22 protein-coding genes are annotated in these 21034 nt (G+C 71.1%); 11 read left to right on the top strand and 11 right to left on the bottom strand.

Annotation, left to right across the window (positions count from 1 at the left end):
* Window positions 1-23: 23 nt before the first annotated feature.
* The 7 genes from NIE79_RS04520 to NIE79_RS04550 all read right to left on the bottom strand — a co-directional run bounded on the left by NIE79_RS04520 (window position 24) and on the right by NIE79_RS04550 (window position 5230).
* Complete coding sequence (locus NIE79_RS04520) at window positions 24-602, bottom strand: dihydrofolate reductase family protein (protein ID WP_238677339.1); 579 nt, start codon at window positions 600-602, stop codon at window positions 24-26.
* Window positions 599-1798, bottom strand: a complete 1200-nt coding sequence (locus NIE79_RS04525) for an RNA polymerase sigma factor (protein ID WP_238677340.1) — start codon at window positions 1796-1798, stop codon at window positions 599-601. The genes NIE79_RS04520 and NIE79_RS04525 overlap by 4 nt, the downstream gene beginning before the upstream one ends.
* Before the next feature lie 20 nt (window positions 1799-1818).
* Window positions 1819-2172: a YciI family protein gene (locus NIE79_RS04530; RefSeq protein WP_238677341.1), complete on the bottom strand. Its 354-nt coding sequence runs from the start codon at window positions 2170-2172 to the stop codon at window positions 1819-1821.
* Window positions 2173-2211: 39 nt separating this feature from the next.
* On the bottom strand, window positions 2212-2625 hold the full coding sequence (locus NIE79_RS04535) for a DUF6069 family protein (protein ID WP_238677342.1): 414 nt from the start codon (window positions 2623-2625) through the stop codon (window positions 2212-2214).
* A 236-nt stretch (window positions 2626-2861) separates the two neighbouring features.
* Window positions 2862-3824, bottom strand: a complete 963-nt coding sequence (locus tag NIE79_RS04540; RefSeq protein WP_238677343.1) for an exonuclease/endonuclease/phosphatase family protein — start codon at window positions 3822-3824, stop codon at window positions 2862-2864.
* Window positions 3825-3868: 44 nt separating this feature from the next.
* Complete coding sequence (locus NIE79_RS04545; protein WP_238677344.1) at window positions 3869-4696, bottom strand: peptidoglycan-binding domain-containing protein; 828 nt, start codon at window positions 4694-4696, stop codon at window positions 3869-3871.
* A gap of 177 nt (window positions 4697-4873) precedes the next feature.
* The gene (locus tag NIE79_RS04550; protein ID WP_238677345.1) at window positions 4874-5230 is read right to left on the bottom strand and encodes an L-rhamnose mutarotase; all 357 of its coding nucleotides are present in this window, start codon (window positions 5228-5230) and stop codon (window positions 4874-4876) included.
* Between the two features lie 166 nt (window positions 5231-5396).
* Here NIE79_RS04550 and NIE79_RS04555 point away from each other — a divergent pair, with 166 nt between their 5' ends.
* From NIE79_RS04555 to NIE79_RS04590, 8 genes are all read left to right on the top strand, one after another.
* A complete protein-coding gene (locus NIE79_RS04555; protein ID WP_238677346.1) occupies window positions 5397-6077 on the top strand; it encodes a response regulator in 681 nt (226 codons plus the stop codon).
* Between the two features lie 12 nt (window positions 6078-6089).
* The gene (locus NIE79_RS04560; RefSeq protein WP_238677347.1) at window positions 6090-7541 is read left to right on the top strand and encodes a sensor histidine kinase; all 1452 of its coding nucleotides are present in this window, start codon (window positions 6090-6092) and stop codon (window positions 7539-7541) included.
* Window positions 7538-8437, top strand: coding sequence for a Gmad2 immunoglobulin-like domain-containing protein (locus NIE79_RS04565; RefSeq protein WP_238677348.1), 900 nt, complete (start codon window positions 7538-7540; stop codon window positions 8435-8437). The genes NIE79_RS04560 and NIE79_RS04565 overlap by 4 nt, the downstream gene beginning before the upstream one ends.
* Window positions 8438-8816: 379 nt before the next feature.
* Window positions 8817-8999: a hypothetical protein gene (locus NIE79_RS04570; RefSeq protein WP_238677349.1), complete on the top strand. Its 183-nt coding sequence runs from the start codon at window positions 8817-8819 to the stop codon at window positions 8997-8999.
* Window positions 8996-10342: a glycosyltransferase gene (locus NIE79_RS04575; protein ID WP_238677350.1), complete on the top strand. Its 1347-nt coding sequence runs from the start codon at window positions 8996-8998 to the stop codon at window positions 10340-10342. Before NIE79_RS04570 ends, NIE79_RS04575 begins: the two co-directional genes overlap by 4 nt.
* Window positions 10343-10492: 150 nt before the next feature.
* Window positions 10493-11122 carry a TetR/AcrR family transcriptional regulator gene (locus NIE79_RS04580; RefSeq protein WP_238677351.1) on the top strand — a complete coding sequence of 210 codons (630 nt, stop codon included), beginning with the start codon at window positions 10493-10495 and terminating at the stop codon, window positions 11120-11122.
* Window positions 11123-11155: 33 nt separating this feature from the next.
* Window positions 11156-12649 carry an MFS transporter gene (locus NIE79_RS04585; RefSeq protein ID WP_238677352.1) on the top strand — a complete coding sequence of 498 codons (1494 nt, stop codon included), beginning with the start codon at window positions 11156-11158 and terminating at the stop codon, window positions 12647-12649.
* 109 nt (window positions 12650-12758) lie between these two features.
* Window positions 12759-13550, top strand: a complete 792-nt coding sequence (locus tag NIE79_RS04590; RefSeq protein ID WP_238677353.1) for a maleylpyruvate isomerase family mycothiol-dependent enzyme — start codon at window positions 12759-12761, stop codon at window positions 13548-13550.
* Window positions 13551-13592: 42 nt separating this feature from the next.
* Here the strand turns inward: NIE79_RS04590 and NIE79_RS04595 are convergent, their stop codons facing one another.
* Window positions 13593-14792 carry an RtcB family protein gene (locus NIE79_RS04595; protein WP_238677354.1) on the bottom strand — a complete coding sequence of 400 codons (1200 nt, stop codon included), beginning with the start codon at window positions 14790-14792 and terminating at the stop codon, window positions 13593-13595.
* Between the two features lie 128 nt (window positions 14793-14920).
* A complete protein-coding gene (locus NIE79_RS33570; RefSeq protein ID WP_274523609.1) occupies window positions 14921-15046 on the bottom strand; it encodes a hypothetical protein in 126 nt (41 codons plus the stop codon).
* A gap of 137 nt (window positions 15047-15183) precedes the next feature.
* On the opposite strand from NIE79_RS33570, the gene NIE79_RS04600 reads away from it, so the two are divergent.
* The gene (locus NIE79_RS04600) at window positions 15184-16149 is read left to right on the top strand and encodes a helix-turn-helix transcriptional regulator (RefSeq protein WP_238677355.1); all 966 of its coding nucleotides are present in this window, start codon (window positions 15184-15186) and stop codon (window positions 16147-16149) included.
* A gap of 37 nt (window positions 16150-16186) precedes the next feature.
* On the opposite strand, the gene NIE79_RS04605 is transcribed toward NIE79_RS04600, so the two are convergent.
* Entirely contained in the window at window positions 16187-17494 is a 1308-nt protein-coding gene (locus NIE79_RS04605) for an RICIN domain-containing protein (RefSeq protein WP_238677356.1), read from the bottom strand.
* Window positions 17495-17651: 157 nt separating this feature from the next.
* Here NIE79_RS04605 and NIE79_RS04610 point away from each other — a divergent pair, with 157 nt between their 5' ends.
* Window positions 17652-18839, top strand: coding sequence for a spore photoproduct lyase family protein (locus NIE79_RS04610; RefSeq protein WP_238677357.1), 1188 nt, complete (start codon window positions 17652-17654; stop codon window positions 18837-18839).
* A 3-nt stretch (window positions 18840-18842) separates the two neighbouring features.
* Here NIE79_RS04610 and NIE79_RS04615 read toward each other — a convergent pair whose 3' ends face one another.
* Window positions 18843-19691, bottom strand: a complete 849-nt coding sequence (locus tag NIE79_RS04615) for a M15 family metallopeptidase (protein WP_238677358.1) — start codon at window positions 19689-19691, stop codon at window positions 18843-18845.
* Window positions 19692-19930: 239 nt separating this feature from the next.
* Between NIE79_RS04615 and NIE79_RS04620 the strand changes: the two genes are divergently transcribed.
* A complete protein-coding gene (locus tag NIE79_RS04620; protein WP_238677359.1) occupies window positions 19931-20968 on the top strand; it encodes a LacI family DNA-binding transcriptional regulator in 1038 nt (345 codons plus the stop codon).
* The last annotated feature ends 66 nt before the right edge of the window (window positions 20969-21034 follow it).

The following is a 21034-nucleotide window of genomic DNA, read 5'->3' on the forward strand; positions in this document are numbered from 1 at the left end:
ACCCGCCTGGGCGACACACTCAGTCAGACGTGCAGGGTGGGTCGATAGACGAGTTCCTGGGTGCGGCCGTCGAGGGTCCGGCTCCCGATCAAGTCCAGGTCGAAGTCGGCCGCGCCCTGGAAGATCGGCTCGGTGCCGGTCTGTCCGGTGATCACCGGGAAGACCGTCACCTGGACGAGGTCGACCAGCCCGGCGGCCATCAGCGCCCGGTTCAACGACAGGCTGCCGTGTGATCGCAGTGGCACGTCGGACTCCTGCTTGAGCCGGGCGACGACGTCGACGGCGTCGCCGGGCACGACTGTCGCGTCCGGCCAGTCGAGGGGGCCTTCCAGCGTGTTCGACACCACTGTCGCCGGGAGGTTCCTCATCCGGGTCACCCAGGCGTCGCGGACCTCGGACTCGTCGGTGCTGGCGGCCAGCATCCGCGCGAACACCCGGTACGTGGTGGCACCCAACACCATGCGCTGCTCCGCGCCGTACGCGGACAGGCGGTGCGCGAGCAGTTCGGGGCCCTGCTTACCCCAGTACCCACCCCAGTTTCCGCTTGTGGTGCCGAAGCCGTCGAGGCTGGAAAAGACGTCGACGGTGTAGGTGGCGGTCATGATGCTCTCCGTTCACTGGTGAGTTCGGTGCGACGTGTGTGCAGGTAGGCCCGCTCGGTCTCGTTGGTGGCCAGTGCCGCGGCCCGGTCGTAGGCGGCACGGGCCTCGTCGTCGCGTCCGAGCCGGGCCAGCAGTTCGGCCCGGGTGGCGGGCAGCCGGTGGTAGCCCGGGAGGGCGACGTCCTCCAGCGCGGCGAGGGCCACCGCCGGCCCGTGCACCTCGGCGACGGCAACCGCACGGTTGAGCGCCACGACCGGGGTTGGCGCGAGTGCGAGGAGTTGGTCGTACAGTGCCAGTACCTGCGGCCAGTCGGTGGCGGCGCCGTCGGTGTGCACAGCACTGATCGCGGCCTGGATCTGGTACGGGCCGGGCCGGTTGCGGCGCAGGCAGCGGCGGACCAGGTCATGGCCCTCGGCGATCAGCGGCGCGTTCCACAGTGACCGGTCCTGGTCGGCCAGCAGGACCAGTTCACCGGTCGGGCCGAGCCGGGCCGGGCGGCGCGCCTCGGTCAGCAGCAGCAGGGCGAGCAGGCCCAGGACCTCGGGCTCGTCGGGCATCAACGCGGCGAGTTCGCGGGCGAGCCGGATCGCCTCGGCGCACAGGTCAGTCCTGATCAGCGGGCCGGCGGTGGACGCGTAACCCTCGTTGAACATCAGGTAGAGCACGGCGAGGACGGGCGGCAGCCGGTCCGGCAGCTCATGTTCGGCCGGCACCCGGTACGGGATGGCGGCGTCACGGATCTTCTTCTTGGCGCGCACGATCCGCTGGGCGACGGTCGCCTCCTGGACCAGGTAGGCCCGGGCGATCTCCGGCACTTCGAGGCCGCCCAGCAGGCGCAGGGTGAGCGCCGTCCGCGCCTCCGGAGCCAGCGCGGGGTGACAGCAGGTGAAGATGAGTCGCAGCTGGTCGTCGCGCACCGGTCCCACCTCCGAGGGCTCATCCTGGTGATACAGCAGCAGGGCCTGGGCGTGCCGGGCCTCGCGGGTCGACTCCCGGCGAAGCCGGTCGACGGCACGGTTACGTGCGGTGGTCACGATCCAGGCGCCCGGGTTCGGCGGCAGGGTCTGCCACTTCTGCAGCGCCGTGGTGAAGGCGTCCTGGACGGCCTCCTCGGCGAGGTTGATGTCACCGAGGAGGCGGGCCAGGGTGGCGACGCAGCGGCCGTACTCCGCGCGGTAGATGCTCGCCAGGTCCATGTCGGGACGCCGGCCCCTGGTCAGGCCTGGGACAGGTCGTCGAAGGGGCGCACCTCGACCGGTCCGCAGGCCACCGCGCACCTCTCGGCCCAGGCCAGCGCCGCGTCCAGGTCCGCGCACCTGATGACCCAGAACCCGGCGATGTGCTCCTTCGTCTCGGCGAACGGCCCGTCGCTCATGACGGTGGTGCCGTTCTCGACCCGGACGACGGTGGCGCTGTCCGGCGAGGTGAGGCCCCCGCCGAAGACCCAGGCGCCGGTGGCCTGCATGTCGTCGTTGATCCGGCCCGTCTCCTTGAACATGGTCTGCGTCTCCTCGTCGGTCGGCGTCGGCGCGCCCTCGACGACGTGCACGGACAGCAGGTACTGCTTCATGACGATCCTCCAGTAGGTCGATGGTCAGATGGGTGCAGGTCAGACGGCCAGGCGGCGCGCGACAGCGGGGATCACGATCGCGGCCGCGACCAGGTGGGTGAGCATCAGCAGCGCCTTGGTGGCCACCCCGGCGTCGGCGATCACGTCGGGCACCAGGGACAGGGCCGTCAGCACCACAGTCGTGCGGACGAACGTGAACCGGGGGCGCCGGGCGAAACGCGCCAGCGACGCGGCGATGAGCACGCCGATCAGCGAGAAGACGGCGGTCAGCACGCCGAACCCCGTCACGGGGATCGGGGCGTCGCCCAACTCGAGGCTGATGCCGGCCAGGTGTCCGGCGGCGGCGACGGCCATGGTGGCGACGCTCGCCGCGACAGTGGCGGCGACACCGGTCCGGATCACCGCACCGACGTTCGACGTGGCGGCGCGGGTCGTGTTCGCAGTGGCGGTCATCGTGCCCTCCAGTGGGTGTGCGGCCCGTTGCGATGCCGGGCTCTCACCAGGGCTACGAACTGAGCCGATCCCAATCGACAGGCACGCCCAAGAATTTGTCGAAGACTTTCGACAGCGAGGCAGTTTCGGGACCTGACGGGCGAGCCCGACCACCGATTCTCGCAGCTTGGCCGACCGGTAACCGACGGCACGCCGGCTGGATCACCGGCCGGCGTGCGGTCCAGCTGGGTGGGTCGTCAGTAATTCACGTAGGCGGTCACGGCGCGGTGCTCGGAGTACTCGCCGCCGGTCATCGACGGCGTGATGGTAGCGGCGTTGCTGAAGCCGTTGCCGCTCTTGACCAGCAGGAAGTCGATCCGCCGACTGCCGTTGGTGTCGTACGCCGAGGAGCAGTCGCGGCTGCCGCACTTCTCGGCGATCGGGTCGCGGTACCCGTCGGCCTTGCCGTCGTTCCACCAGCCCGCGTCCTCGGGCTCGGCGTTGGCATCGCCCGCGACGATCTTCAGGGCGCCACCGAGTCGGTCCATCGCCTCGTCGGCCTCCTTGATGTTCTCGTCGGCGCACAGGGGCCCGTGCCAGGTGTTGGTCGGCCAGTGGATCGAGGCCACCGACACGTCCTCGTTGCGGAGGTTGTCGTGCAGTCGGACGGCGATGTTGTGGACGCGGTCCTGGCTGCTGCGCGTGGGTTCGAGGTTCTGGCACCCACCGGTGCCGGCGTCGTAGTCCTCTGGGGCGTCGGATCGCCACCGGGTGGCGTCCTCGAACGTGAACCGGTCCGAGCGGTAGATGACCGCGTTGGTCTGCTGGTTCTTCAGCTTGCCGCAGGTGCTGGTGTAACCCATCGAACCCGGGCTCGCGATCGCGATCTGTCCGGCGTACGTACCGGGCAGTTCGTCGGAGAGGCGCCGCGTGAGGGTGTCGAGTTGCGTCTGGTTGGACACCTGCTGCACGGTGAAGATGTCCGGGCTCAGCGGCCGGCCTTTGAGGTAGGTGATCAGGCGGTCCCAGCTGTACCCGTCCGCGCAGGAGCTCGGCAGCCAGTTCTCGATGTTGTTGTTGTAGACCACCAGGTAACTCGTCGAGGTGTTCACGGCCGCCTGGGCCCCGGTCGAACTGGCGACGCTGATCGCCGCGGTGGTGAGGATCGTGGTGAGCGCTGCGGCGGTGCCGCGCAGGAAACGGCTACGACGGATGGACATCTTCGCTCCTCTGTACGCCAAACAGCCGGCATCGAAATGGGGCCTCAGAGCGTGCGCTGGTACTCCTCCCAGGTCCGCTTCGGGCTGACCGCCGGTCCATCATCGACGCCCCGGTTGGCGAGGCCGTTACGACCGAGGTAATAGTCGCCGGCCTGGTTCTGCGCACCGGTCGACTGGTCGGTGTCGGAGAGCGCGATGGCGTGGATGTGGTAGCCCCAGTCGCCCTGGGCCGGGGTCCGCAGCCACGCGGCAAATCCCACGGTGCGCAGTCGACGCAGCACGTCCGTCCGGACCGCCGAGGAGAGACCGCTGACCGACAGGTCGAGCGCGCCGCCGCCGTCGTGCGTGCCGGCGGAGGCGCCCACACCGCTGCTGTACGAGCCCTGCGTGATGCCGAGTTGGCGGCCGAGCAGGCGTTCGGCCTCGAACAGCATCGACCTGGTGCGGGTGTTGACCTGCACACCGCGCAGTGTCACCACGCTGCCGGGCGAGATCGCCCTGGCCACTGTGTACCGCCCCTCGCCGAGCGATCGCAGCGACGACGGGCCGGGCAGACCTGTGGCGTCGAGACCGGTATAGCCCAGCGACCGCTGGTACGCGGCGTACGCGGCGATCGTGCTGGTGCCGAAATGACCGTCGACGTACGCCGACGAGAGCAGCCCTCTCGCCTGGAGTGCGCGCTCCACCAGCAGGACGCTGTCCTTGGCCCCCTCGGTCAGCGCGGTGTCCGGCCGACGCGGGTCGATCTGCGCCGCCTTGATCAGCGCCTCCATGTCCAGCTGCGGCAACGCGGCCGAGGCCGGGCCAGCCAGCGGTACGGCGCCGACCACCGCCGCACCGGCGGCGACGAGCAGGTTCCTTCTCGTGAGCACGCTTCCTCCGTAAGATATCGGCAGATCTACATTCCGGAATGAAGCTATTCTTCAATGCGGGAGCTGAGTTGTCACCCCGCTGGGGCGTACCAACGTCCTCGGGACCGCCTCCCACCGGTAGACACGGATGGTTGGGACCGACCGGCCCCGACCATCCGATGGCGCCAGTCCGACCGGCTAGCTGCCGGAACTCCGCTGGGTCGGGTCGGGCGCCTGCCCGCCCGCCTCGTCGGCGAGGTGCCAGACCTCGCGCATCGGGGCCCACCAGTCCCCCGAGCCGGGCTCGGCGATCGACTCCTGACACGGGTCGGTCAGCTTCCACCACTCCTGCGTCTGCGGGTCCGCCGCGATCAGCCGCAGGTCGGCCTCGTAGTCGTCGCCCACGTACTCGTAGTAACCGAAGAGCAGGTCGTCGTGGAGGAAGATGGTGTAGTTGCGGAAGTTCGCCTCGCGCAGCGTCTTCTCCACGCTCGGCCAGACGGCGGCGTGCAACCGCAGGTAGGTCTCCCGCTGCTCGGGGCGGAGTCGGATCACGCAGCCATGACGTTTCACGTCGTGCCCTTTCGTGTCAACTGGTTCAGGGGTGCCCAAGGGCACCTGACCGTAGCCGTTGGACAGTGCCCGGAGGGGGCCAGCCGGCCACCGATGTCGACCGTTTTGCCAGGACTACGCACTGTGGCGCCGGGTCTACCCTCGGGTGATGGAGGGCCGCGTGTTGGTGGTCGAGGACGACTTCTCGATCCGGGAGGTCACCGCCCTCGGTCTGCGCCGCGCCGGTTTCCGGGTCGACACCGCTGTCGACGGGCGGCAGGCCCTGGCCGCGTTCCGCGCCCAGCCGGTCGACCTCATCGTGCTCGACATCATGCTGCCGGGCCTGGACGGCCTGGAGGTCTGCCGGGAGATCCGGCGGACCAGCCAGGTGCCGATCCTGATGCTGACCGCGCGCACCGACACCATCGACGTGGTGGTCGGGCTGGAGTGCGGCGCTGACGACTATCTGCGCAAGCCCTTCGACCTGCCCGAGCTGGTGGCCCGGGTCCGCTCGGTGCTGCGTCGGGGAAGCGCGCCGACCCCCTCGACAGTCATCGAGATCGGCGGCCTGGAGATCGACCCGGGCGGCTTCGTGGTCCGCCGGCACGGCCAGGAGGTGGCACTCACCGCCACCGAGTTCCGCCTGCTCCTGGAGCTGGCCCGCCGGCCCGGTCAGGTCTTCACCCGGGATCTGCTGCTGGACCTGGTCTGGAACCACGACTTCCTCGGCGACTCCCGACTGGTCGACGTGGCGGTGCAGCGGCTACGCGCCAAGGTCGAGGACGACCCGGCGCAGCCACGGCTGATCCGGACCGTACGCGGCGCCGGCTACAAACTGTCGACGGGCTGACGGGGGGCGGCGATGGCCGGACGAGCGGTGTTCCCCGGCCGCCTGCGACGCCGACTGACGATCGCGTTCGTCGTGGTCGCCGGTGTCTCGGCCGGGCTGCTCGCCGGCGGGACCGGGCTGCTGCTGCGGCAGTCCTGGTTGGACGCATCGCTGCACGAGGCCGCCGCCGACGCCCGCTACCAACTCGTTCTCGCTGGGCAGTTCCTGCCGTTGACCGAGCAGCGCAGCACCGAACTGCTCACCAGCTTCGAGGCCAGCGGTCGGCACGTGCTGCTCGTCGACGGCCCGGCCCGCGCCTCGCACCCCGCGTACGCCCCGGTGCTGGGCACAAGGTTGCGGACCGTCGTCGCGGACGGGCGGCTCGGCTATCAGCGCTCCGCGCCGACGGAGCGTCCTCGGCTACTGGTGATCGGTGCGCGCATTCCCGGCTCGACCGCCGAGCTGTACGTCCTGACCGTGGAGGACGAGGTCGCCACCGACCTGGGTCAGTTACGCACCGCGTTGGTGGCCGGCTGGGTGCTCGTGGTGCTGCTCGCCGCGGCGGTGGGTCACACGTTGGCCCGGCGCACGTTGGAGCCGGTGGGCCGGGCCAGCCGGGCGGCCCGAGCGCTCACCGAGGGCCTGCTCGCCACCCGCCTGCCGGTACGCGGGCGCGACGAGTTCAGCGTCTGGGCGGCGACGTTCAACGAGATGGCCGACGCACTGGAGTCGAAGATCGCGGCGCTGTCGGCCGCGCAGGCCCGCGAGCGGCGGTTCACCGCCGACGTCGCGCACGAGCTGCGTACCCCGGTGACCGCGTTGGTGGCCGCGGCGTCGCTGCTGCGTGAGCACCTCGACCAACTGCCCGACGACGCCCGGCCGGCGGCCCGGCTGCTGGTGGGCGACGTGGTCCGACTGCGCCGCCTGGTCGAGGATCTGATGGAGATCTCCCGGCTGGACGCCGGGCGGGAGCAGTTGGCCGTCGGGCCGGTCGACGCGTTGGCACTGCTGCACGGCATCGTCGCGGCGCGCGGCTGGTCGCCCCGGGTGCGGGTCACCGGTGATCCGGTCGCGGTGCGCACCGACAGGCGTCGGCTGGAGCGTGTGTTGGCCAACCTGGTCACCAACGCGGTCGAGCACGGCGGTGGCGAGATCACCGCCAGCGTGGCGGGCGCGGGCCCCCTGGTCGTCTTCGAGGTCACCGACGAGGGGCCGGGCATCCCGGCCGAGCATCTGCCCCGCGTGTTCGACCGGTTCCACCAGGTCGATCCGTCCCGCTCCGCGCCGGGCAGTGGGCTCGGGCTGGCCATCGCGCGGGAGCACGCCGAGCTGCTCGGCGGCGTGCTGGGCGTGCGCAGCGAGCCGGGCGAGGGGACCCGGTTCCGGCTGGAGTTGCCAGCTGACGGTCCCGCCGGCCCGCACTGTGACCTGCCGCTCCCGGGTGCGGATGGGCGTACCGCCGACGCGCCGGGCGGCGTGGGATGACCGGCCGTGGCGCGGTCGGGCTGGGCGTACCGGTGCTCGTCGCGGCGCTCCTGCTCGGCGGCTGCGGTACTCCCCGCTCCGGCGACCTCGGCCCGGCGCCCACCGCGCCGCCGCCGAGCGCCGCGCCCACCGAGCGCCCGGAACCCACCCCGACCCGGGCCGCGGAGCCGACGCCACCACCCACGAACCGGCCGCCGAGTCCGTCGACGGCGGCGTCCACCGGCACGCGCCGGCCGGACCCGGTGACCATCGAGCTGTGGTACGTCCGCGCCGGGCTGCTCGTGCCGACCCGGCGCACCCGGCCGGCCACTGTCGCGACGTCCCGGCTGGCGCTGACCGAGCTGGCCGCCGGACCGAGCCCGGCTGAGGCCGCCACCGGGATGTCCACACTGCTGCCGGCCGGCGTCGAGGTCACCCGCATCGCCGACGGCGTGGCGACGCTGCGGCTGCCGTCCGTCGGCGACCCGGCCACCCGGCGGCTGCGCGAGGCGCAGGTGGTGTGGACGCTCACCCAGTTCCCCAGCGTGCGTCAGGTCCGCCTCGACGGTGCCGCCCCGGTGGACCGGACGGACTACGCGGACCTGCTGCCACCGATCGTGGTCACCGGCCCGATCCCCGGCGAGCGCGTCTTTGCCCCGCTCGTGGTCACCGGCACCGCCACCGTGTTCGAGGCCACTGTGAGCGTCCGGGTGCTGGACGCCGCCGGCCGGGAGGTGGCCACCGGCTTCGGCACCGCCAGTTGCGGCAGCGGCTGCCGGGGTGGCTACCGGGTGGTGGTCGGCTGGCGCGCGGTCCGGGAACAGAAGGGCACCGTCGAGGTGTACGAGGTGTCCGCCGAGAACGGCGCGCGGATCAACCCGATGGCAGTGCCGGTGGTCCTCGCACCCCGCGACTGACCGCCCTGCCCCAGAGGGTGTTAACCCGATGCGTCATCCATTTGTCGACGGCGACGTGCCGGCCTGACGTCTACCCGACAGCCCAGATCCTCAGCGGCATTCCCCGGGCTGGCGCGGCCACCCGGTGAAAGCGCAGGCCACATGCCGTGGAGCCGGTGAGAACGTCTCCGACACGCCGGCAGCGGGAGGGTTCGTCGGGCTTGGCTGGACGACAGTTCACGTGACCTCCGAGATTGACCTGGGCAGACATGTTTGCGAACGTGAGCGCGGCGTTGCACAGAGTCATATTTGCTGTTCAGCCCCGTGCCGGCCGGGCCACATCGGAGTCGTACCGGTCGCCGCGACAGCCTCACCATCCCTCACAGAGCGGAGATACATCATGTCCGGTGGCAGCCTTCCCCGTACCGGTATGGGCGTTGTCACGATCGGCGGCGCGGCCGGTATCGGCAGCTACGCCCTCCCCCTGCCGCTCACCATCGCCCTCACCGGAGCGACAGCCGTCCTCATCGGCTTCATCATGATCCGGATGACGTTCCGTCGTAAGCAGACGGTCGGCCAGTGACCGCGAGCGTCACGAAGGGTCGTGTCCTGTTCGCCGCGGCGGTCGTCCTGGCCGCCGCGGCGGCGTGGACCGCCCATCACGTCCTCGCCGTGATCGGCGCCATCGACGGAGGCGGTCACCGCTTCACCTTCGCGTACGCCGCCATGTTTGTGCTGCTGATCTGGCAGCTCGGCACCTCCTATCTGGAGAAGCCCGCAGTGGTCACCGACCGGATGCAGGGACACCTCGACGCTCTGCACGTGGTGGGTATCGTGCCGGCGTACAACGAGGATCCGGGCGCGCTGCGGGCCTGCCTGGAGTCCATGATCTTCCAAACACGCAAACCCGACGCCATCTACGTGGTGGACGACGGGTCGAAGCTGACCGAGGGCTACCAGCCGATCAAGCGGTGGTTTCTCGACGTCGCCCCCGTACACGGGATCATCGCCGCCTGGCACATCCAACCCAATGCCGGGAAACGGCACGCCCAGGCCGCCGCGGTGCTGTCGACACCGGCGGCCGACGTCTACTGGACGGTGGATTCGGACACCATCTCGGACCCGAACGCCCTCCGGGAGTTGTTGAAGCCCTTCGCCGACCCGGCGGTGCAGTCGGTCGCCGGGGTGGTGATGGCCGCGAACGTGCGCAGCAGCTTCCTCACCCGGTTCACCGACCTGTGGCTGGTGACCGGGCAGCTCACCGACCGGTCGTCGCTGTCGGTGTTCGGCTGCGTGTGGGTGAACTCGGGTCCGATCGCCGCCTACCGCGCGGCGGTGGTTCGCGACAACCTCGGCGCGTATCTGACCGAGACGTTCTTCGGCCAGCGGGTGCCCTTCTCCGACGACTCCCTCCTCACCCTCTTCGCGATGGTCCGGGGACGTACCGTGCAGCAGCCGTCGGCGTTCGCGTTCTCCCTCATGCCGGAGAACACCGGGCACTTCTGCCGGATGTTCCTGCGCTGGATGCGCGGCAGCTTCATCAGGACCTGGTGGCGGGTCCGGTACCTGTCGTTGCGGTCGATCGCGTGGTGGCTGCATCTGCTGCGGTGGGCGGCCACGGTGGTCGCGACGGTGCTGTTCGTCGCGGTGGCGATCCTGTCGCCGATCATCGACCCCGATCCGCGGGCGATTCCGTGGCTGGTGGCTGTGCCGTTGATCGTCGGGTACGGGCAGGCGCTCCGCTACATGACGGTGCGACGATCGGACCAGTCGACGGCCTACCAGTGGGGCACCTGGCTCCTCACGCCCGTCGCGGTGGTGTTCGCCCTGGTCGTGCTGCGGGCGATCCGCTGGTACGGCATCGCCACCTGCTGGCGGACCGGCTGGGGCACCCGCACGAAGGTGGAAGTGGCGCTGGGTTCCTGACCACGCGATCCGTGCCGGTCTGACACCTGGGCTGACGGCATGTGAAACGTGATCGTTTCGCCGGCTCGGTGCGAGGCAACTCACGAAAACCTGCACGATCAGCCAACCGCGAACTAGTGTCAGTACGACATCGTTTCGCGGGGGGTCGGGATGCTGGGTGGTCAGCAGGTGGGCGCGGGTGCCGGGGTTCCGGCAGCCCGGGCTCCGCGCTGCACCGACAGCGACCTGTTCGCCGTCGTCATCGACACCCTGCGCGAGGTCGGCTTCGACCGGATGACCATCGACGCCGTCGCCGCCCGCGCCCACGTCAGCAAGGCCACCATCTACCGGCGCTGGGACGGCAAGGCCGAGCTGGTCGTCGCCGCCCTGCGCGACCGGCACGTGGGTGTCCACAACCCGCCCGACACCGGCAGCCTCCGCGGCGACCTGATCGAGTTGCTGCGGGCCACGGCCGCGATCTGCACGGCCGACTGTGACCTGATGCAGGCGTTGACCTTCGCCATGCGGACCAGTCCCGAGCTGGAACGTCTGGTGCGTCACCAGGTGCTGCCGGCCGGGCGGGTGGCCAGCACCGCCATCCTGGTCCGGGCCGCCGCCCGCGGGGAGATCCCGCCGGAGGCCGGCGAGCGGGAGCTGTTCCACGATCTGGCGCCCGCGCTCACCATGTCCCGCATAGTCGCGCACGGCCTACCCGCCGATGACGCGTTCCTCACCCAGGTCGTCGACCAGGTGCTGATCCCGGTACTCCGCTATCAGCACGACCGTCCGTCGCCGGCCTGAATCTCCGATATTCGCAACACGGAAGGCTTCACCATGCCCGGAACCACCTCGACCGCGCCCGGCGCGCCCAACGCCGGGGCATCGACAGGCGCACCGCACCCGCGGCGCTGGATCGCGCTGGCGGTCATCGCGGTCTCACAGCTGATGGTCGTCCTGGACGCCACCATCGTGAACATCGCGCTGCCGCAGGCCCAGGCCGACCTGGGGATCACCGACGCGAACCGGCAGTGGGTGGTCACCGCCTACACGCTGGCCTTCGGTGGTCTGCTGCTGCTCGGCGGTCGCATCGCCGACTACTGGGGGCGCAAGCGCACCTTCCTGGTCGGCATGACCGGTTTCGCGCTCGCCTCCGCCCTGGGCGGTCTGGCCACCACCGGTGAGATGCTCTTCGCCGCCCGCGCGTTGCAGGGTGCCTTCGGCGCGCTACTCGCCCCGGCCGCGCTGGCGCTGCTCACCGTCCTGTTCACCGAGGCCACCGAGCGGGCCAAGGCCTTCGCTGTGTACGGCGCGATCGCCGGCGGTGGTTCGGCGGTCGGCCTGCTGCTCGGCGGGGTGCTCACCGAGTACGCCGACTGGCGCTGGTGCCTGTTGGTCAACATCCCGGTCGCCGCCATCGCCATCGCGTTCGCGCTGCCGCTGGTGCCGGAGAGCCGGGCCCACGGCAACACCCGCTACGACGTGCCCGGTGCGATCGTGGTGACCGCCGGCCTGGTCTCCCTGGTCTACGGCTTCACCAAGGCCGCCGAGGACGGCTGGGACGCCACCGCGACTCTCGCTTTCATCGCCGCGGGCGTGGTGCTGCTCGCCGCCTTCGTGGTGATCGAGCTTCGCTCCAGCCACCCGCTGCTGCCGCTGCGGATCCTGCTGGACCGCAACCGGGGCGGTGCGTTCCTCACCTCGACGCTGATCGGCGCCGGCCTGTTCGGGGCGTTCCTCTTCCTGACCTTCTACTTCCAGGTGGTGTTGCAGTACAAGCCCCTGGAAGCCGGTCTCGCGTCCCTGCCGGTCACCGCCGGTGTGCTGATCGCCGCGGGTGGCGCCAGCCAGCTGATGCCCCGGCTGGGTGCCAAGCCGCTGATGGTCGCCGGTTCGGCGCTCGCCGCCCTGGGCATGCTGGTGCTGACCCAGATCGACGTGGACACCTCGTTCCTCACCCACCTGCTGCCCGCGCAGGTCGTCCTGGGCCTGGGGCTGGGCTTCACCTTCGTCCCGCTGTCCAGCCTCGCCCTGGTCGGGGTGCCCGAGCACGACGCCGGCGCGGCCAGCGCGACGCTCAACGCCACTCAGCAGATCGGTGGCTCGCTCGGCACCGCGCTGCTGAACACCTTCTACACCAGCGCGGTCGCCGCCTATCTGGTCGGCCGGGCGCCGAACCCGGTCAACCAGGTCGAGGCGCTGGTACACGGCTACCGGGTGGCCTTCGCCTGGGGCGCGGCGCTGATCGTGCTCGCCGGACTGGCAACCCTGGTGCTGGTGAAGGTCCGCAAGGAGGACGTCCCGACCGGCAACACAGTGCACATGGGCTGAGCTGACCGACGTGGCCGCCGGCCGGAGCGCCCCGCCCCTGGGGTGGGCCGGCCGGCGGCCACGTCCGGTAGCGTCCCGACCATCGTTGAAAATCCGTTTGAGGAGATCCATGTCGACCCCTGCTGACCAGATCATCACAGCTCTGCGCGCGGGCCACGAGGAGCTCGCCGCGCTCGTACGGGACCTCAAGGAGGACGACCTGCTCCGGCCGTCGGGGGCCAGCGAGTGGCAGGTCTCCCAGGTGCTGAGCCACCTGGGCAGCGGCGCCGAGATCAACCTGGCGACGCTGGACGCCGCCCGTTCCGGCGCGCCCGGCCCGGACGGGGACTTCAACCGTGGCGTCTGGGCACGCTGGGACGCGATGGCCCCGGCCGAACACGCCGCCGGGTTCCTCGCCACCAACGAACGGCTGGTTGAGGCGTACGAGGCGCTGGACGCCGAGACCCGGGCCTCGATGCGGATCGACCTCGGCTTCCTGCCGGAGCCGGTCGACGTGGCCACCGCGGCCCGGTTCCGGCTCAGCGAGTTCGCCCTGCACCAGTGGGACGCCGAGGTGGCGTTCAACAGCTTCGCGGCGGTGACGCCGGGGGCGGTGGCGCTGCTGCTCGACCAGATCGGCGGCATGCTGGCCTGGACCAGCCGACCGCAGGAACTGGCCGGCCGGGAGGCCACTCTGCTGGTCCGGCTGCACGCGCCCGAGCGGACGTTCGGGCTGCGGCTGGGCGAGAAGGTCGAGATCGTCGACGCGCCGGAGCGTCCCGACGGCGAGCTGGTGGCCCCGGCCGAGGCGTGGCTGCGGCTGGCCACCGGCCGGCTGGGCCCGCAGTACACCCCCGAAGGGGTGCAGGTGACCGGCTCGGTGACCCTCGACGACCTGCGCCGGGTCTTCGTCGGCTTCTGACCAGCGGCCGTGCGGGCCGGTCTCCCCGGCCCGCACGGCACGTCAACCCTTCACGCAGACCACCTGCTTGAGGTGCGCGACCACCTCGACCAGGTCCTCCTGCTGGGCCATCACCTCGGTGATGTCCTTGTACGCGCCGGGGATCTCGTCGACCACACCGGCGTCCTTGCGGCACTCCACCCCGACGGTCTGCGCGGCCAGGTCCTCCGTGCTGAACGTCCGCTTGGCCTGCGCCCGAGACATCCGACGTCCCGCCCCGTGCGACGCCGAGCAGTACGCGTCGGTGTTTCCCCGCCCCCGCACGATGTACGACCCGGTGCCCATCGACCCGGGGATGATGCCCAGGTCACCCCGGCCTGCCCGGATGGCGCCCTTGCGGGTCACCAGCACGTCCACCCCGTCGTAGCTCTCCTCGGACACGTAGTTGTGGTGACACGAGACCGACTCGTCGAAGGACACCTGCGGGAAGTGCTCACGCACCACGCCGCAGAGCAGGGCCAGCATGACCGCCCGGTTGCGCCGGGCGTACTCCTGCGCCCACCACAGGTCCCGCCGGTACGCGTCCATCTCCGGCGTGCCGGCGAGGAACACGGCCAGGTCCCGGTCCGGCAGGTCGGCGTTGTGCGGCAGCCCCCGGGCCACCCCGATGTGCCGCTCGGCCAGCTCCTTGCCGATGTTGCGGGACCCGGAGTGCAGCATCAGCCAGACCCGCCCCTCGTCGGCGCCGCCCTGCTCCAGGCAGACCTCGATGAAGTGGTTACCCCCGCCGAGGGTGCCGATCTGCCGCTGCGCCCTCGTCTCCAGCTGCGCCACCCGCCGGTCCAGGCCGGCGAACCGGCCCCAGAAGTCGTCCCAGCCGGCCTGCTCCAGGCCCCGGATCCGACGCGTGTCGACCGAGTCCTTGCGCTGGGCGAAGCCGACCGGGATGGTGGCCTCGATCGCGGAGCGCAGCCCGGCCAGGTCGTCCGGCAGGTCGGCGGCGGTCAGCGAGGTACGGACCGCCGACATCCCGCAGCCGATGTCGACGCCGACCGCGGCCGGCGAGACGGCCTGCCGCATCGCGATCACCGAGCCGACCGTGGCGCCCTTGCCGAAGTGCACGTCGGGCATGACGGCGACACCCTGCACCCAGGGCAGTGCGCCGATGTTGCGCAGCTGCTTGGCGGCCTGCGGCTCGATGGCGTACGGGTCGGTCCAGACCCGGACCGGTGCCCGGGTACCGGCGAGGGGGGTGAATCCCATAGTGGTTTCCTTCTGTCGTGCGGTGACCGTTATTGATCAGAATGTGGCGGTCAGCGGCGGTGCGCGGATACGAAAGGGCCGCCCGATCCCGGTGGGATGGGCGGCCGGCGGACGCGTCAGCGTCGGCGTCAGTCGCGCCACCCCGGCTCGATGCGCCGCGATGGGCGGCAGGCACGGGCATTGGCGGTGAGCTGCAAAGGGGTGCCGGCGGAGAGCAGGCACCAGCGGGCGTCGGTGCGGACGCGTCGCGACATGATGTACTCCCCTCGGGGTGTGATCGGTTGACAGTGCACCGACGAGACTAGGAGGGCGTCGGCACGTCCGCAATGGATATCCCCTGCGGACCCTCGACGAACCACCTCCCGGCGGGTCGTAGGGCAGACTCGCGGGCATGGTGGAGACCTCCGTGCGCCTGCTTCGGCTGCTGACTCTCCTGCAGGTGCGCCGGGAGTGGTCCGGCGCCGAGCTGGCCGAACGGCTCGCGGTCACCACCCGCACGATCCGCACGGATGTGGAGCGGCTGCGGGTGCTGGGCTACCAGATCGAGTCACACCCGGGGGTCGCCGGCGGCTACCGGCTCGGTGCCGGGTCGGCGCTGCCACCGCTGCTGCTCGACGACGACGAGGCCGTGGCGGTGGCCGTCGGGCTGCGGGCGGCGGCTGGCGGCTCGGTGACCGGCATCGAGGAGACCTCGCTGCGGGCGTTGGCCAAGCTGGAGCAGTCGTTGCCGTCACGACTGCGGAACCGGGTGGACGCCCTCCGCTCGGCGACGGTCTCCGCCGCCGGCGGTGGCCCGACAGTGGACGCCGACACACTCACCGCCGTCTCCACGGCCGCGCACCGTCGGGAGCGGCTGCGGTTCGACTACGCCGGCCATGACGGCACGGTCAGCGTGCGTGACGTCGAGCCGTACCGTCTGGTCTACACCGGGCGGCGGTGGTACCTGCTGGGATGGGACACCGACCGGGCCGACTGGCGGACGTTCCGCGCCGACCGGATCCAACCCCGGGTGCCGACCGGCCCGCGCTTCGCGCCGCGGGAGCCGCCAGGTGGCGACGCGGTCGCGCACGTGCTGCGCGGCGTCGGCTCCACGGCCTGGCCACACCCTGCCCGGGTACGCCTGCACGCGTCGGCCGAGGCGATGGCGCAACGGGTTCCCACCACGGCGGGTCTGTTGGAGGCGATCGACGAGCGGGCCTGTCTGCTGCACACCGGCGGCGAGTCGCTGGGCAATCTCGCCGCCTTCCTCGGCACCCTGGCTGTCGACTTCGACGTGCTCGACCCACCGGAGCTGCGCACCGTCGTCCGGGAGGTCGCCGCCCGTTTCGCGCGCGCCGCCGGCCCCACGCCGGGGTGAGCTTGCGGTTCACCCCGGCGCGGACGTGGCAGTGGAGCTATGACTGCGGCACCAGCCGGAAGGACTGCGCCGCGGTGCCGTTGCAGGTGTACTGGATGAGCTGGACGCTGTCCGCCGTGGACGCTCCCGGCACGTCGAGACACTTGCCACTGTTGCGGTTGACCAGGCGGTAGTAGCCGCCGCCCTCGGGCTCGGCCCGCCACTGCTGGTTGTTGCCGCCGCTGTAGGACCAGAGCTGGATGCGTGCCGAGTCGGCGGTCGACCGGTCAGTCACGTCGATCACCTGGGCGCTGTTGTTGCGGTTGTTGACCCGCAGGTACCCACCGCTGGTCGGCACGAACTGGTACTGCTGCGCGGTGCTGCTGTTGCACGCGTACTGCTGGATGGCAGTGCCGTTCGCGCTGGCCGCGGCCCGCGCGTCCACGCACTTGCCGCTGGCCCGGTTGACAGCGGTGTGCCAGGCGGTCGGCGAGATGCCGTCGGACGGCGGAGGCGTGGTCGGCGGGACGGTGCCGACGCCGGCCAGCCAGTGCAGCCCGTCGATCAGCAACTGGTTCTGTTGCGCGCTGTCGAAGGTGGAGGACAGCCCGGTGTTGGTGCTGTAGTTCATCGCGTTGTGGCCGAAGTTGGCGTAGAGCATCTTGTACTGCCTGTTGCTCCAGACGAGCGGGTAGTAACCGCCGTACCAGGACTGGTTGGGGTCCGTGCCGACCGGGAAGCTGGACGGGTCGACCGAGGCGAGGATGTCGATGTTGGGGTTCTGCCGCAGGTCGTTGCTCCAGGAGTACCACTCGCTGATCGACGACGGGAACGTCGCCGGGAGGTTCCGGGTGGCGGCGTGGGTGCGGTTGTCGGCGCGCATCGTGACCCGGGTCGGTCCCCAGGTGTTCGTCTGGAACGAGCCGGTGCCGAGGAAGGTGTTGTAGTACCAGCTCCAGCTCGACGGGTTGTCGGTCCACGCGCTGACGTGGAAGCCCAGCCACGCCCCGCCGTTCTGCATGTACTGCTGGAACGCGCCCCGCTGCGCGGCGGGCGGCGCGTCGTCCAGGAACATGACGACCTTGTACTGGGCCAGGTTGGCGGTGTTCAGCAGACCCCAGTTGTTGGTGGCCTCCCAGGAGAAGCCGTGCTGGGCGGCGGCCTGCGGGAACCAGGCCCGGGCGTCCTTGACGAAGTCGATGTGCGCGGCGTCCCAGGTGCCGTTGTAGAAGGCCAGGACCTTGAACGTCGGCGCGGCCTGTGCGCTGCGCGAGGCGTTGACCGCGAGACCGGCGGTCATCGCGACGACCAGGGCGACGAACAACGACAGGATTCGTCTGGTACGGGAGGGGAGTTCTGCGATCACCTGATCGTCCCTTCGGTCGGGACGCGCGCCGCCGCGTCGATGTACATCTGTTCACAAGGTTTACAGATAGATGAGAGGTTATGCCCCCGGTTCGGCGGCGTCAATCGCGGAGCGGTCGATCGGGTGGGATTCCTGCGGCAATGGGTACCCCGGCCGGATGACCAGCCCGGACGCCGTCGACGTCGACCAGCCGCTCGCGGTGGATGTGCCCGCCGCGCCGCACGACGCCAGCGGCGAACGGGTGCCGACCCGCGACCTGGCCGGCCTCGCGCCGCCGACCCGCTCGGCGCGCCGCTGGACGCCGAGCCGGGTGGTGGCCACCCCCGCCGCGCTCGACCACCCGCACGGCCAACGGATCGTCGAGCGGGTCCGGGCGCTCGGCATCGAGGTGGAACACCTGCGCGCCAACCGGCTCACCGGGGTACGCGGGCAGACCGACCGGGAGACCTACGCCCGGGCCAAGTCGACGATGGCGATAGTGGTGAGCCCACCCTCGCGGCGCATCCTGCAACCCATCGCGCCCAGCGCGGACTGGCGGGTCGACCTGGCCGAGGGCTGTCCGGCGCACTGCCAGTACTGCTACCTCGCCGGATCCCTGTCCGGCCCGCCCGTGACCCGGGTGTACGCGGACCTCGACGACATCCTCGCCGGCCTGGCCGCGTACGCCGGGCGTGGAACGGTGACCAGCCGCAACGCGCGGCGAGCCGACGAGGGGACCACCTTCGAGGCATCCTGTTACACCGACCCGCTCGCCCTGGAGCACCTGACCGGCAGTTGGCGGCGGGCGGTGCAGCACTTCGCCGACTGGGACGCCCCGGTGCAGTTGCGCTGGACCACCAAGTACGCCGACGTGGAGACGTTCGTGGGGCTGCCGCACGCCGCCCGGACCCGGGTCCGCTTAAGCGTCAACTGCGCCCCGGTCAGTGAACGGTTCGAGGGCGGCACCGCCCGCGTGCCGGACCGGCTGGCCGCGCTGCGCCGGCTCGCCCTCGACGGCTACCCGGTCGGGCTGACCATCGCGCCGATCATCGCGCTGCCCGACTGGCGGGAGCACTACGGCGAACTGCTCGACCAGGTCCGCTCGGCGGTCGACGGGGTGCCGGACCTGGACCTGACCGCCGAACTGATCACCCACCGGTTCACGCCGGGCAGCAAGGAGGTGCTGCTCGGCTGGTACCCGCGCACCCGGCTGGAGATGGACGAGGAGTCCCGCACCCGTAAGCACGGCAAGTTCGGCGCGGTGAAGTACGTCTACCCGCGTGAGCAGATGGCCGAGCTGCGCGACTGGTTCACCGCCGAACTCACCGCCCGCGTACCAGCCTGCCGGGTCCTCTACTGGACCTGATGGTCAGCCGACCGAGGAGCGGGCGACCGGGGCGGCGAAGAACGTGTCCGGGTACGGCTCGTCGCGCAGGCTGTAGTGCCACCACTCACGGTCGTAGTTGACGAACCCGGCGTCGGTCATCAGCCGCTGCAACAACCGACGGTTGTCCCGCGGCGTACCGGTGACGCGCGGGTCGGCGGTGTGCGCCCGCGGGTCGAAACAGTCGAAGCCCGTACCCATGTCGATGCTGTTGTCCGCGAAGCGCTGCCCGCGCGGCGCGGTGCAGGCGACCAGCGGTTGTCCGACCCGGTACGGGGGTTGGTTGGCGGCGGGCTCGTCGACCAGTGTCAGGTCCACTGTGCTGCCGCGGCTGTGCGCGGTGGGTGCCCCGATGTAACCGTCGACGAAGAGCCGGTTCTTGGCCAGGTCCGGGTAGAACTCGGCCTTGGTCTGCTGCTCATCGGGGCGCTTCGACCAGGCGACGAAGTCGTCCACCGCCGGTTGCGGGCGGTAGCAGTCGTACACCTTGAGGCTGTGCCCGCCGGCGAGCGCGGCGTCCTGCACGCGGCGCAACGCCTCGGCCGCCTGCCGGGTGAGCAGGCACAGCGGCTCGCGGTAGCCGGTGATCGGCCGGCCGACGAAGTTGTGCGGGGTGGCGTAGCGGATGTCGGCGTGGATGCGCGGGTCGTGGTCGGTCAACACCACGAACCCCGGCAGCGGGGCTGCCACCGAGGTGGACGGGGTCGGCGCGGGTGTGGGTGTGGGGCTCGCCGACGTCGGCTGCGGCGCGGCCGGCGCGGGGCGGGGCTCCGACCGCGAGCAGCCGCCGAGCAGCGCGGCGAGCGCGAACACGACGGCCAGGCGGTAGCGCACGGTTCCTGTCTATCAGCCCAACCGGGGCCGCCATCCCAGGATCCATGCGGTCCGCTGGCCGAAAGTAACCGGAAAAACTCCGGAACTTTTCCGCAACTCTAACGAAGCTTCGGTCGACCTGGCATGTCGTCAACCCCCGTCGGTGAGGCAAGATGGCGCGTGGGACGGGCACGCCGTTTCGGGACACACGGTGGGCGACGCCTGGTGGTCGTTCCTCCGGCTCGGTGAAGGAGACGCGGGTGGGCGCGGACGACGGACGCAGGGTGACCATCACCGCGATCGCACGGGAGGCCGGGGTGTCGGTGCCGACCGTGTCACGGGTGCTCAACGGACGCTCCGATGTGGCCCCGGACACCCGGGAGCGGGTCGAGGAGCTGTTGCGCCACCACGGCTACCGGCGCCGCACCAGCCGCAGCGTTCGCCGCGCCGGTCTCGTCGACCTGGTCTTCAACGACCTGGACAGCCCCTGGGCCGTGGAAATCATCCGGGGCGTGGAGGATGTCGGGCACGGCGCGGGCGTCGGCACCGTGGTCTCCGCCATCCACCGGCAGCCCACCGCGGCCCGGCAGTGGTTGCAGAACCTGCGTACCCGGGCCACCGACGGCGTCATCTTCGTGACCTCGCACCTGAGCCCGCCGCTGCACGCGCAGCTGCGTCGCCTCAACGTGCCGGTGGTGGTCGTCGACCCGGCCGGGGTGCCGGCCATGGACGTGCCGACGATCGGCGCCACCAACTGGGCCGGCGGGCTGGCCGCTACCGAACACCTGCTCGCGATCGGGCACCGGCGCATCGGTTTCGTGGCCGGGCCGACGCACCTGCTGTGCAGCCGGGCGCGGCTCGACGGTTACCGGGCCGGGCTGGAGGCCGCCGGGGTGCCGGTGGACGACAAGCTGGTCTATCCGGGCGACTTCTACCACGCCTCCGGCTTCGCCGGCGGGACCGCGCTGCTCGACCTCGCCGACCCGCCGACCGGCATCTTCGCCTCCAGCGACCAGATGGCCTTCGGCGTCTACGAGGCCATCCGACGCCGCGGGCTGCGCGTCCCGGACGACGTGAGCGTTGTCGGTTTCGACGACCTGCCGGAAGCCCGGTGGGCCTCACCGCCGCTGACCACAGTGCGCCAACCGTTGGTCGAGATGGGACGGTTGGCGGCCCGGACCGTGCTGCGCCTGGCCCAGGGCGAGGGCATCGACTCGCCCCGGGTGGAACTCGCCACCGAATTGGTAGTTCGGGACAGCACCGCCGCCCCGCCGACCGGGTCGCCCGCGTCGGCGTGACGGCCGGAACTGCGTCGGAAACCGGTTGGACCGGTTCCGGTCCGTTCCCGAAAATTCCGGCCGCCG

Source organism: Micromonospora trifolii (genome assembly GCF_022229005.1).
Classification (GTDB): domain Bacteria; phylum Actinomycetota; class Actinomycetes; order Mycobacteriales; family Micromonosporaceae; genus Micromonospora; species Micromonospora trifolii.

Excerpts from the sequence above, each read along its gene's own strand:
- NIE79_RS04520 (WP_238677339.1), bottom strand. The coding sequence starts at position 602 with ATGACCGCCACCTACACCGTCGACGTCTTTTCCAGCCTCGACGGCTTC.
- NIE79_RS04525 (WP_238677340.1), bottom strand. The coding sequence starts at position 1,798 with ATGGACCTGGCGAGCATCTACCGCGCGGAGTACGGCCGCTGCGTCGCC.
- NIE79_RS04530 (WP_238677341.1), bottom strand. The coding sequence starts at position 2,172 with ATGAAGCAGTACCTGCTGTCCGTGCACGTCGTCGAGGGCGCGCCGACG.
- NIE79_RS04535 (WP_238677342.1), bottom strand. The coding sequence starts at position 2,625 with ATGACCGCCACTGCGAACACGACCCGCGCCGCCACGTCGAACGTCGGT.
- NIE79_RS04540 (WP_238677343.1), bottom strand. The coding sequence starts at position 3,824 with ATGTCCATCCGTCGTAGCCGTTTCCTGCGCGGCACCGCCGCAGCGCTC.
- NIE79_RS04555 (WP_238677346.1), top strand. The coding sequence starts at position 5,397 with ATGGAGGGCCGCGTGTTGGTGGTCGAGGACGACTTCTCGATCCGGGAG.
- NIE79_RS04560 (WP_238677347.1), top strand. The coding sequence starts at position 6,090 with ATGGCCGGACGAGCGGTGTTCCCCGGCCGCCTGCGACGCCGACTGACG.
- NIE79_RS04565 (WP_238677348.1), top strand. The coding sequence starts at position 7,538 with ATGACCGGCCGTGGCGCGGTCGGGCTGGGCGTACCGGTGCTCGTCGCG.
- NIE79_RS04570 (WP_238677349.1), top strand. The coding sequence starts at position 8,817 with ATGTCCGGTGGCAGCCTTCCCCGTACCGGTATGGGCGTTGTCACGATC.
- NIE79_RS04580 (WP_238677351.1), top strand. The coding sequence starts at position 10,493 with ATGCTGGGTGGTCAGCAGGTGGGCGCGGGTGCCGGGGTTCCGGCAGCC.
- NIE79_RS04585 (WP_238677352.1), top strand. The coding sequence starts at position 11,156 with ATGCCCGGAACCACCTCGACCGCGCCCGGCGCGCCCAACGCCGGGGCA.
- NIE79_RS04590 (WP_238677353.1), top strand. The coding sequence starts at position 12,759 with ATGTCGACCCCTGCTGACCAGATCATCACAGCTCTGCGCGCGGGCCAC.
- NIE79_RS04595 (WP_238677354.1), bottom strand. The coding sequence starts at position 14,792 with ATGGGATTCACCCCCCTCGCCGGTACCCGGGCACCGGTCCGGGTCTGG.
- NIE79_RS33570 (WP_274523609.1), bottom strand. The coding sequence starts at position 15,046 with ATGTCGCGACGCGTCCGCACCGACGCCCGCTGGTGCCTGCTCTCCGCC.
- NIE79_RS04600 (WP_238677355.1), top strand. The coding sequence starts at position 15,184 with ATGGTGGAGACCTCCGTGCGCCTGCTTCGGCTGCTGACTCTCCTGCAG.
- NIE79_RS04610 (WP_238677357.1), top strand. The coding sequence starts at position 17,652 with ATGACCAGCCCGGACGCCGTCGACGTCGACCAGCCGCTCGCGGTGGAT.